This is a genomic window from Lysinibacillus sp. NPDC056185, from assembly GCF_047737915.1.
Taxonomy (GTDB): Bacteria; Bacillota; Bacilli; order Bacillales_A; family Planococcaceae; genus Lysinibacillus.
On sequence record NZ_JBLLLQ010000025.1, the window covers coordinates 1 to 12219 of the forward strand.

The 12219-nt window shown below is 37.3% G+C and carries 9 protein-coding genes; all 9 read right to left on the reverse strand.

All coding sequences use genetic code 11. The features are described 5' to 3' along the window. Positions 1-950: 950 nt before the first annotated feature. The 9 genes from ACMZ42_RS20190 to uvrA all read right to left on the reverse strand — a co-directional run bounded on the left by ACMZ42_RS20190 (position 951) and on the right by uvrA (position 12216). Positions 951-2399 (reverse strand): S41 family peptidase, encoded by a 1449-nt coding sequence (locus ACMZ42_RS20190; protein WP_370078285.1) that lies wholly within the window; start codon positions 2397-2399, stop codon positions 951-953. Positions 2400-2670: 271 nt separating this feature from the next. Further along, positions 2671-3264, reverse strand: coding sequence for a redoxin domain-containing protein (locus ACMZ42_RS20195; RefSeq protein WP_370078287.1), 594 nt, complete (start codon positions 3262-3264; stop codon positions 2671-2673). A gap of 42 nt (positions 3265-3306) precedes the next feature. Next, on the reverse strand, positions 3307-3930 hold the full coding sequence (locus tag ACMZ42_RS20200) for a hypothetical protein (RefSeq protein WP_415732552.1): 624 nt from the start codon (positions 3928-3930) through the stop codon (positions 3307-3309). 297 nt (positions 3931-4227) lie between these two features. Next, positions 4228-4410 (reverse strand): hypothetical protein, encoded by a 183-nt coding sequence (locus tag ACMZ42_RS20205; protein WP_370078291.1) that lies wholly within the window; start codon positions 4408-4410, stop codon positions 4228-4230. A 177-nt stretch (positions 4411-4587) separates the two neighbouring features. After that, positions 4588-5910 carry a murein hydrolase activator EnvC family protein gene (locus ACMZ42_RS20210; RefSeq protein ID WP_415732553.1) on the reverse strand — a complete coding sequence of 441 codons (1323 nt, stop codon included), beginning with the start codon at positions 5908-5910 and terminating at the stop codon, positions 4588-4590. 80 nt (positions 5911-5990) lie between these two features. After that, positions 5991-6875, reverse strand: coding sequence for a permease-like cell division protein FtsX (ftsX, locus tag ACMZ42_RS20215; RefSeq protein WP_370078295.1), 885 nt, complete (start codon positions 6873-6875; stop codon positions 5991-5993). Further along, a complete protein-coding gene (ftsE, locus tag ACMZ42_RS20220; RefSeq protein ID WP_402872600.1) occupies positions 6865-7551 on the reverse strand; it encodes a cell division ATP-binding protein FtsE in 687 nt (228 codons plus the stop codon). The genes ftsX and ftsE overlap by 11 nt, the downstream gene beginning before the upstream one ends. Before the next feature lie 276 nt (positions 7552-7827). After that, positions 7828-9021, reverse strand: coding sequence for a DUF4097 family beta strand repeat-containing protein (locus ACMZ42_RS20225; RefSeq protein ID WP_415732554.1), 1194 nt, complete (start codon positions 9019-9021; stop codon positions 7828-7830). Positions 9022-9351: 330 nt separating this feature from the next. After that, on the reverse strand, positions 9352-12216 hold the full coding sequence (uvrA, locus tag ACMZ42_RS20230) for an excinuclease ABC subunit UvrA (RefSeq protein ID WP_415732555.1): 2865 nt from the start codon (positions 12214-12216) through the stop codon (positions 9352-9354). Between the last annotated feature and the right edge of the window lie 3 nt (positions 12217-12219).

Consider the following 12219-nt stretch of genomic DNA (forward strand, 5'->3'; position numbering starts at 1 on the left):
TCGTCCTGAGCCAGGATCAAACTCTCCATAAAAAGAAATTTGATTAGCTCAAATTGTTTTGCTGGCATCATGTTTGATGTCCAAAATTTTGTTTCATTCACCAACTCAAGGTTAGCTACTAAAAACTATATTGATTACGTTTTGCTTGTTCAGTTTTCAAGGTTCATTTCGTTGCCGTTTCTCAACAGCAACTCTTATATAATATCATGTCGTTTGCTAGATGTCAATAACTAATTGCCTTTAAGTTATTCGTTTTTCAGCAGCTGTCTTAACGACTTGTATAATATTACACTCTTAATTCAAAAAGGTCAACACTTTTTCTAAAAAAATCGATAGTTTTTCATTTCATTGAGAAACTACCTATTTAATATGATTAAGAAAACAATTTAATATTAGACTCACAATCTAAGTGAATTTAATGTTTTATTGTTATCTAAAATTCAGTTTAGTTCAATAAGGGGAATATAATAAAAAGATTTCTACTTATTAAAGTGATTAAATGGGAAGTACATTGTTTATTAGAAACCAATTGAATTGTGGAAAAAGAAAAGATGTATCTTAAAGAAGCATATGAATTTTGCGATAAAGAATAAGGATTAAGCTCTAATGACATTTGAATTCAAATTCTGACTCAATCGAATGCTGCAAACACGTTATTACCACCCCTATAAGAGTCATAAGAAAATCATTTTTACATTTCCTTACTAAGCTAATGAGGGCTTTAGTGAACAAGGGTTTTAAAATTAAATAAGAGCATGCTTTGATCCATTTTTTCAAAACATGCTCTTTAGATATGTTCCTATATCAAGGCTAATATCAATTATATAGCTACAACGGGCTACTCACTTTCTGTGAAAAGCTTCACTCTGCGACAGAAGCACAATAGCCCTCCGCTACAGTCAGCTATATACGGGAATACAAAATCAAAATATCAACAAAAAAATCCTTTTTTATTCTCCTTCAATATTGTGCAATAAAAAGCTTGTCGCCATTTGGAACTGTAAATCATTTTGACGGTCCTCTTTATATTTTTTCAACGTTTCGTTTAAGCTATTAAAGAAGGTAGTGTCTATATTATAATTATCTTCTGCTTTTTTCAATTTCTTATCCTCCCGATAAAGCTTAACAGCCTCCTCCGTCGATTCATCCAAGTAACCGTCTAAACGAGCAATTTTAAAACCTAGCTTTTTCAAAGCATTTTGCGTATAAGCAATTTCTTCACTCATATCGCCCTCTTTAAATTTCCCTGATAGCGGGTGCATTTGGAAAGCAAATAATTCATTTGGTTCAACCACTAAATTAGCCTCAATACCTTGCCCATGAATCCATTCGCGCTTTGGTGTCAGCCATTTATTTGTGGACAATTTAAGCTCTCCACCATTTTTCAGCGACCAAGACTCCTGTACTGTTCCCTTTCCGAAACTCTTGACACCAACAAGGGAGGCACGTCCCCAGCTTTTTAATGCGCCACTAAGTACTTCACTAGCAGATGCACTGCCCGCATTCTGTAAAACAACTATCGGCATCTTGTACATGGTCTGCAAATACTTTTCATCAAAGCTTTTTGATTCCGTTTTTAATGGTTCCATAGCACCTTCAGCATTTTGCATATAAGCAAACACTTTGCCTTTCTCCAATACTGTGCTCAGTAGCGCTGCGACGCTATGTAAATAACCACCCGGATTATCCCGCACATCAATTACTAACCCTTTTATATCTTGTCGAAGCAATTTACTCGTTTCGGCAACCCACTCATTTGCCGTTTTCTCACCAAAAAGTGAGATTTCCACATAACCTATCGGAGCATTTTCTACGTTCACTACTTCGCTCGTTACTGTTTTATTAGAAATTGCAGCTCGTTCCATCGTCATTTTAATATGTTTATCTTCACTTGGACGATAGACGACAATAGTTACTTTCGTCCCCTTCTCCCCTTGAATTAAATGCATTAATTCACTCATCGTTTTTCCATCTACCCGAACGCCATCAACTTGTACAATTTCATCGAGAGAGCGCATTCCTGCCTTATCTGCCGGGGATGAACGAACTGGAGATACAACAATAAATTTTCCGTTATTTTCAGATAGCTCAATCCCAATGCCTACTCTTTCTTCGGCTAACATTTGTCGGTGCTGTTCCGCCTCTTCCTTCGAATAATAGGTGCTGTAAGGGTCCTTTATAGCATCTGCCATACCACGAAGTGCTCCCTCCACCAATGCATCTTTTTTCGTACTGTATACAGATTTTTCCTCAATTAAATTCAACGCTTCATTAATCGAATCAACCTCTGCAACGACCGGCTCCTTTTTATCCCCTAAATTAAACCAGTCAAAATAAACTCCACTACCTAGCAACAGACTACTAGCAAGTACGCCGACACCAGCCATTATTTTGCGCAAACCTTCCCTCCTCCGTCTCTTCTACTGTATGAAGTTTATTTTTCAAACATACAAGATTAAACTTCAAAATAATTTGTTGAATACTATGATTTTTGTTTCAAGAGTATTCTATTGCGTATCGGGAGTATTTGATTTCTAGCGCAGGTATTCTATCGACAATCGTTAGTATTTATCCCTACCGCGGGTTTCCATCACGAATCGTGGACGCTTTATAAACAAATAAAAAATCTGCTTCGTTTCTTCAAGAAAACGAGCAGATTCTTTGATTTGATTAATCTAATGCATCTACATATTTTTTTAACATTTCTGCATTCATTGGCCCTTTAATAGCACGTTGAATATATCCATTTGAATCAATAAAATAGGTTGTAGGAATCGTTATTATTTGATAGGCAATGCCGATTGAGTTTTTCGGGTCTTGATCAAGTAAAATAGGGAATGTTAAATCAAAGCTATCTCTAAATGTCATCACAGAGTCTACTTTTGCGTCAGCTGTAACATCCCGTTCTTGAGTTGTTAAATTGACAGCTATTATTTCTACATTATCTTTTTTAGCATATTGTTCATAATAATTTTGCATATGTGGCATTTCTGCCTTACACGGTGGACACCATGTTGCCCAAAAGTTTAACACAACTTTTTTTCCACGAAGCTCACTCAAAGTCACATTTTTACCATCCAAACTTGTTAAAGTAAAATCCGGTGGCGTATCTCCATTGCTTAAACCAATTTTCCGTTCATCCATTTCTTTTCCAAGAGAAGTTGTTTCAATTTCACGATCCTTATCAATCTGCTGTTTAACATATGTACCAATCATCACAGCTACTAATAACACGACGATAAGTAGCCCAATATTTTTTTTCATTCCTTACCTCCCAATAATTCAGTACTTCATTTTTGAACCATATCATTTAGATGTGCCAGCAAAACGCTGAATCACTATACCTAATATTAGTAATATGACGCTCACACCTACAGCCGGTTGCCATAAACCATACGGCTGAAAGAGAGCAACAATCATAAAACCAATCGTATATAAAAATAAAGCACGATTGATAGCTGTTATTTTCCATAATATGAGGACTGTTAGTATACTTAGTACAAGTAAAGTTATCACTTCGCTAGTGAGTTGATTATCATTTAGTAACACTACAAGCCATTGATATATCGATTGCGTTAAAATGATTGCCCAACTACAGGCGGCCACTCCAGTTGCGTCAAACTGAAATTGTTGCCGCTTCCACCAAAGCTGTAACGACGCTGCCATTACTCCTAAAAAGACACCAATTGTCCCACCATTAAAATAAAGGAGCGCAAATGGTTGAGCGATAACAGCTTTAAGATCAGTGACAATTATGCTAAATTTCCAAACGATAATAAAGGTAAAGATCGCGTCACCATATACCCCCGCCCATTTCTTCGGAAATTGCACCCGTAAAACTAGCCATACAATGAAAAAGGCCACAAGAAGAGCGACATTTGTTGCTGGTAATGTTAGTGCCCGAATAGAAAACCATTCTGTATTATTCATCTAATAAATCCTCCAGATAGCTACAGCATAGCATATTATCTTTATATGAACTGTCATTTCACACTGTGTTCAAAAAATCTCCCTGAAACATGCAAAGAATAGACTCTTTATGAAAAATTCTATTGAAGTACCCATCTAGGTATTCATACTACAAATATATTACATAAAATGATGACACACTAGGAAAGAGGCTTCCAAATAATGCATCTGCTAAAAAAGCTCAGGTTCTACAGATGAATATATTTTTAACGTCAAAAATTGAGATAAGCATATTATATCGCTTTCCAAAAACGTTATTTACGTTTTATCCATCACTTCGCCTATTCTATCCGCAGTTTCGATAGTTCTATCCATCTTTTTGATGGTTCTATCCACAGTTATGATGGTTCTATCCATCATTCCGCAGGTTCTATCCACAGTTTTGATGGTTTTATCCATCACTTTGCCGTTTCTATCCTTCTTTATTATTTCTAAGCACACAACGCGAAGATCCCCCAACGTTTCGTTCTAACTACCTGCCAATCCTTCTCAGTTTATGACACTATGCAATCTTAACTAGTCTTTTCAAACATTCGCTTTCATCTTGATTTAATAGAAACTTAATGGAAAAAAAAAGCTATACATTAGAAGAATCCTAATGTATAGCTTTTTAAGTTTTTAAATTGGAATATATTTTAGTGGATTGTCACTTCCGACTGCTTGTCCTCGCCAAGGGCCGATGTGCACTTCAAAGTGCAAGTGCGGTCCTGTTACACGTCCTGTATTACCCATGGCAGCAATTTGTTGACCTTGGGATACTTCTGTGCCAACACTAACGTTAAAGGAATTTAAGTGTGCATACACTGTCGTGTAAATTTGACCGTTGATAGAATGTGTAACGATGACACAATTACCATATGTGCTAAGTGGCGCAGCATAGGAAACAACACCGTCAGCAGCAGCCCATACTGGAGTACCTATACTATTTGCAAGATCGATTCCATAATGGAACTCTGAACCGCCAAATTCACGCCAGCCATAAGTTGATGTTAAACGACCATTTGTTGGTTTAACCCAAGTACCATTCGATTGTGGGGCATTGACTGTTGATGATCCAGATCCAGATCCACCACCACTATTGCTTGAATTAGATGCATTGGCCTTGGCTGCGGCAGCGGCTGCTGCCTTACGTTTCGCTTCTTGTTGACGAGCAACTTCAGCTAATCGATTTTGCTCATCAATGATTTTTTGTTGTAATTCCGCGCTAATCTCAAGAGCCTCAGAATATTCTTTTTCAAGCAATACCTTTTCTGACTTCAGCTTTTCTTGTTCTTTTTCTAATTGATCAATTACTTTATTTTTCTCAGCTTTCTGTCCATCCAATGATGCTTTCAAACGATCAAGCTCAGCTTTTTTATCTTCGAGTTTTTGGCGTTTTCCTTCTAAGACTTGCTTTTGTTCCTCTAATTTTTGCTTATCCTCTTTTTGATCCTGGATAATTTGTCGATCCGCTTCAAGTAATGCATTGACCGCAGAGAATCGGTCGATAAAATCTACGAAGCTATTAGAACTAAGTAGTACGTCTAAATAGCTAACGGAACCACCCGCCTGAATGGCACGAGCACGATCCTCTAACAATAAATCACGCTCTTCAATTTTGTGTAGAAGCTCCGCAATAGAATCTTCTAAAGTTTTTATCTCTTCATTTGTAGATTGAATATCTGCCCATACATTTTTGATAGTACCGTTAGTTTTGTCGATTTCAGCATTTAATGTTTTAATTTGATCTAATAATTTTTCTTGCTTGTTATCATTTTCAGAAATAGCATTTGTTTTATTATTGATGGATGAATTTAAGCCATCTTTTTTTGATTCAATTTGTTTTTTTTCATCTTTTAAATCCGATAAACTAGTTGCATACGCTGATGGAGTTTGGATAAAAAGAAATAGTGCAGATGCTGTAGCAAGTGTTTTCAATGAGTTTTTCGCCATACTTTTCACCGGTTGAACTCCTTTTCGACTATTAATTTTGGTTGATTGTCATTCCTGCTAACACAACTTAGTGCGAAGCCTAACGAAAGCTAGATTTTTAAAAACTTACGTACTGACATGAAACTTCCCCAAATACCAATTAGTACACCGATGAGTAATAGTAGACCGCTTACTTGGTACACAAGAGGTGAGAAATCAAGTACTTGAACAAGTTCGCCTTTTAATCGAGGCGCAATAATTTTATATACATTGTGGTAAAGGGTTGCGATGACCGCAATCGGAATAATAGAACCTAAAATTCCGAGCCACATTCCTTCTAATAAAAATGGGATACGCACGAAAGAATTCGTTGCTCCGACAAGTTTCATAATTTCTATTTCATCACGACGTGCAATAATAGTAATTCGAATCGTATTAGAAATTAAGAAAATTGCTGTAAATAATAATCCACAAATAAGCACTATCCCTACGTTGCGGCTAATATTTAAGAAATTAAATAGTTTTTCTACTTTGCCTTCACCATACATAACGTCATATGTATACTCAAATTTATCAATTTTTTTAGCAACAGTAGCTGTTTTTTGAGGATCTGAAGCCTTCACATAAATAACATTACGTAATGGATTACTTTGCTCAAATAGTTTAAAATCGTCCCCAAAATCTTTTACTAATTTCGTTAATTCATTTTCCTTTGTCGAATAGTTCATCTCTGCGACATCTGGTAATTTCTTTATTTTTTCCATGAGCGCTTTTTCAGCAGCTTTATCTGCTGTTTCATCGATTAACACTTTAATTTCAACATCGTTCTCTAAATCAGATGCTACTTTATTTAAATTCATCATAATAAGCGCGAATACGCCTACTAATATTAATGTAACTGTTACTGCACTCACTGAGGCAATAGTCATCCAGCTATTACGACCAAGAGACTTAAAACTTTCTCGGAAGTGACGTTTTACCGTATTAAATTTCATAGCCGTAGTCACCTCCGTGCTCATCACGGACAATCATTCCGCCTTCAATTGCAATTACTCGACGACGAATCGTATTTACGATTTCACGGTTATGGGTTGCCATTACTATAGTTGTACCTCTTGCATTAATTTCTTCGAATAAATTCATAATGTCCCAAGATGTCTCAGGGTCAAGATTCCCAGTAGGTTCATCCGCAATAACGACCTTCGGCACATTCACAATAGAACGTGCAATCGAAACACGCTGCTGTTCGCCACCTGAAAGCTCATTAGGGAACATTCTTGCCTTTTGCTTCAGCCCCACGAGCTCTAAAACTTCCATTACCCGACGGCGAATTTCTATTGGGTCTTCCTCGATTACTTCTAGTGCAAACGCTACATTTTCATAAACATTCAAACGAGGTAGCAGTTTGAAGTCTTGGAAAACGACACCGATTTGACGGCGTAAAAAAGGTACCTTTTTATTTTTCAATTCTGCTAAATTTATGCCATTAACAGTGATATCTCCAGAAGTAGCTTTTTCCTCACGGTACATTAATTTAATAAATGTAGATTTACCTGCACCACTTGGACCTACAACATAGACAAATTCACCTTGCTTTATGTTAACGGAAATCCCATTTGTCGCAACAACGCCATTTGAGTACTTCTTTGTCACATTCTTCATTTCTATCATATTTAAACCACCTAAATCTCTTACCATGTAAGAGGTATTTCGTTCTCTATTATAGCACTCTATTTCTCCCTTTATTATTACAGTTTCATTTCATTACGTGGTAGTTCCTGTTATTTCGTTATTTGATTGCCATAAAAATATCATAAACTTGACATACAAGAAAACAAAAATCGAGCCCAATTGAGGAAATGTCGATTTCTGCTTTCTAGAGTCTTCAAGCATAAAAAAAAGCATTCAAGCTATGTTGTTTTGCATAGCCTGAATGCTTTATATTTGTTAAATTTGCTGCTCGTCAGTTGTTGTATAGCGTACTAATACTGCACCTGTTTTAGACTCACCTTCGATAAATAAACGATTAGCATTTTCTATTTCTTTATCAAAACGTACTACTTTTGATAAAAATTGATCCTGTGATTCAATTTTTGAAGCGTCTTGAATACCGACATCTACTTTACCAAAATTCGTAACAATTTTACCGCTTAACGATATTGTACGTGGCACATACAATTCAACAGCTCCCGCGACTGTTTGTGCTTTGATTTTCGATGAATTAGTAGAGCAAGTTGTGACAACAACATGTCCATTAACCGATTTTGCTTCAACTTCATCCAATGCGCCATCTAAATAGACACGGCCATTCAATGTTTCAGCCTCTAAATCTTTACCACGAACATTTATTAATTCAATGGAACCATTAGACGAATCTACTTCTGCCTTTCCAAAGTTAAACTTAGAGCCTTTAATCGCACCGTTTAATGTTTTTACTTTTAATCGCTCGATATCCGTATCTTGTAAAGTAACACTACCGTTCATTAAACGTACTGATAATTTTTCTAATTTATCCTTTGGAACAAGTACTTTAACATTTACTTGAACAAGCTTAAGTTGACTTAAAATTCGTAGTGAATCTCCATCTTCCTTGACAACGAATTGCTCTAGGAAGTTAGCGCGCGTTTCTTCTTCACTATCATTAACAAGAGGTGCCTTTACCTTGCAAATAACTTGGAAGCTATCTCCTTCAGCAGTTTCCAATGAAAAATTGCCATTCGGTAATTCAGCAATTATTTTGTCTACACGTTCTGCTGAAACTTCTTCCGTATGCGTAAACTCGAATTTATCACCAAATGGAGAAGTGACATCAAATTCTTTGACCTTTTTTACTGCCGTATTCATCATATCCATAAAGAGTGAACCAATTTGTGTTAAATCTTTACGGAAATCTCGCATTTCTTCTTGGAAATTTTTAGAGAAATCTTCATCTTTTTGCGATTGTTGATCGTTTTGACTGTCATCTTTAAATACTGGCTCTTTTTCTGTTGAGGAATACTGGTCCTCATTCACCACATCATTCATAACATTTTGAGTGGACTTGCTAGGTTGCTCTAATGCTTCTAATAATGTAATCGCCTCTTGCGCTGAAATTGTTCCTTTTTCCACAAGTTCTAAAATTCGTTGACGTTCATTTTGCATAATAAAAATAGCCTCCCTCAGTTCGTTATATTATTTATACGATTCATTTTGTGAAAAGTTTCACCATAAATGAAAATAATGGGTATATATCTTTTTTAGGCTCTTTACCAATAGTGTGGGGTTGATTTCCGTTCCGGTCATCCAACCTCCACTACTATCAACTTATCCACATGACATACGTTTTAACATAATGTCACCCAACTTTTGAAGTTTATCGACTAACTTTCACGTTTTATCACCCAACTTCCGTTTTTTATCGACATCAGCATGCCAAGCGCACGTAAAAAAAGTTCGCAAATCCCCATTAAGGAGTTTGCGAACTTTTTATAGTTATTGAGAAGCCTTTGTTAAAACAGCTTCCATACGCATACGATCTCTTGTTAATATCGGTTTTAAATATTTCCCAGTATAAGAGCCACTTACTTCAGCGACTTCTTCCGGTGTCCCTGTCGCCACAATAGTACCACCTTTGTCTCCGCCTTCAGGCCCTAAATCGATAATGTAGTCTGCTGTTTTGATGACATCTAAATTATGTTCGATGACTAGCACAGAATCGCCATTTTCTACAAGACGCTGTAAAACAACGAGTAAACGTGCAATATCATGCGCATGTAAGCCAGTTGTCGGCTCATCTAAAATATAGAATGATTTACCTGTTGAACGACGGTGTAATTCAGAGGCTAATTTTACACGCTGTGCCTCACCACCGGATAGAGTTGTAGCAGGTTGTCCTAATTTCATATAGCCTAATCCTACATCCACGATCGTTTGTAGCTTACGTTGGATTTTCGGAATATTTTCGAAGAATACGACTGCATTTTCAATCGTCATATCTAAAATATCTGCAATGCTCTTATCTTTATATTTCACTTCAAGCGTTTCACGGTTATAACGCTTTCCATGGCAGACTTCACACGGCACGTAAACATCTGGTAGGAAATGCATTTCAATTTTTATTATACCGTCACCACGACAAGCCTCACAGCGGCCTCCCTTAACGTTGAAGCTAAAGCGACCTTTTTTATAGCCACGTACCTTTGCTTCATTTGTTGTTGCAAAAACATCTCGAATATCATCGAAAACGCCTGTATACGTAGCAGGGTTAGAGCGAGGTGTACGACCGATTGGTGATTGGTCAATATCAATAACCTTTTCGAGCTCTTCCATCCCCGTTACTTCTTTATGTTCTCCTGGCTTCACTTTCGAACGATTAAGCTTTTGAGCCAATGATTTATATAAAATTTCATTAATAAGCGTCGATTTACCTGAACCAGAAACCCCTGTTACGGCAACAAATAAGCCAAGTGGTATATCAACTTTCACGTTTCGAAGATTATTTTCCTTGGCACCTTTAATCGATAATTTGCGTCCATCCGGTTTGCGTCGCTCAATTGGCAATGGAATAAACTTCTTGCCACTTAAATATTGCCCCGTCAATGACTTTTCATTTTCCATTACTTCCTGCGGTGTTCCTGCCGCTACAATTTGACCGCCATGCACACCTGCACCAGGACCAACATCAATGAGGTAATCAGCCGCCAGCATTGTATCTTCATCGTGTTCGACAACAATTAGCGTATTGCCTATATCACGCATATTTTGCAGTGTACTAATAAGACGGTCATTATCACGTTGATGCAAGCCGATTGATGGCTCGTCTAAAATATAGAGAACGCCCGTTAAACGCGAGCCGATTTGTGTCGCAAGGCGAATTCGTTGAGCTTCTCCCCCTGAAAGCGTCCCTGCTGCTCGACTTAGCGTTAAATAATCTAACCCTACATTGACAAGGAAGCCCAGTCGTTCTTCAATTTCACGTAAAACAAGTCGAGCAATTTTCATATCCTTTTCTGATAAATCCAGTTCTTTGAAAAATGTATCAGCTTCCTGAATTGAATACTGTGTAACTTCACCAATATGTTTATCTGCTAGTTTTATTGCTAATGTTTCAGGCTTTAAACGATAGCCTTTACAAGATGGACATGCTTGCTGCGCCATATATTTTTCCATTTGTTCACGCACATAATCAGACGTTGTCTCCTTAAAACGTCGTTCAACATTACGGACAACACCTTCGAATTCAATCATTTGATCTCGCACATTGCCAAACTCATTTTCATAATGGAAATGGATTTTCTCTTTACCAGAACCATATAAAATTTTATCCATTTTTTCTTTCGGAAGATCCTTTACTGGGACGTCCATTGGGATATCATAATGATCGCATACAGCCTTTAATAATTGTGGGTAATATTGAGAGCTTGTTGGTTCCCATGGTGCTATAGCATGCTCTAATAAACTACGATCCCAATCTGGCACTACTAAATCAAGATCTACCTCTTGTGTCGAGCCTAAGCCATCACAGCTCGGACAAGCTCCAAACGGACTATTAAATGAAAACATGCGAGGCTCTAGCTCACCTATTGAAAATCCACATAATGGACAAGCATGATGCTCACTAAATAATAATTCCTCATGCTCCATCACATCAACAAGTACGCGCCCGTCTGCCAAACGTAATGCTGTCTCTAAGGAATCACTAAGACGTGCTGCGACACCTTCCTTCATCACAACACGATCGATGACTACTTCGATTGAATGCTTTTTGTTTTTATCAAGTTCAATCGCATCATCTAAATCTCGTAGATCACCGTCAATACGTACCCGAACAAAGCCTTGCTTTTTTAAATCTTCCAGTAGCTTTACGTGCGTTCCTTTACGCCCTGATACCATCGGAGCAAGCAACTGCATTTTCGTTCTTTCTGGAAAAGTTAATAAACGATCGACCATTTGCTCAATCGTTTGGGACGTAATTTCAATACCATGATTCGGACAAATAGGCTTCCCGATGCGCGCAAATAGCAAACGTAAATAATCATAGATTTCCGTTACTGTCCCAACTGTAGAACGTGGGTTACGGCTCGTCGTTTTTTGATCGATTGAAATAGCAGGAGATAATCCCTCTATTGCATCAACATCTGGTTTATCCATTTGACCAAGGAATTGACGGGCATAGGCTGAAAGGGATTCTACATAACGACGTTGCCCCTCGGCATAAATCGTATCGAAAGCTAATGATGATTTCCCTGAGCCTGATAAACCTGTTAGCACGACTAGTTGATCACGTGGAATTGTGACATTAATATTTTTTAAATTATGTGCTCGTGCGCCCTGCACGACTATTTCAGTATTTTTCACAAG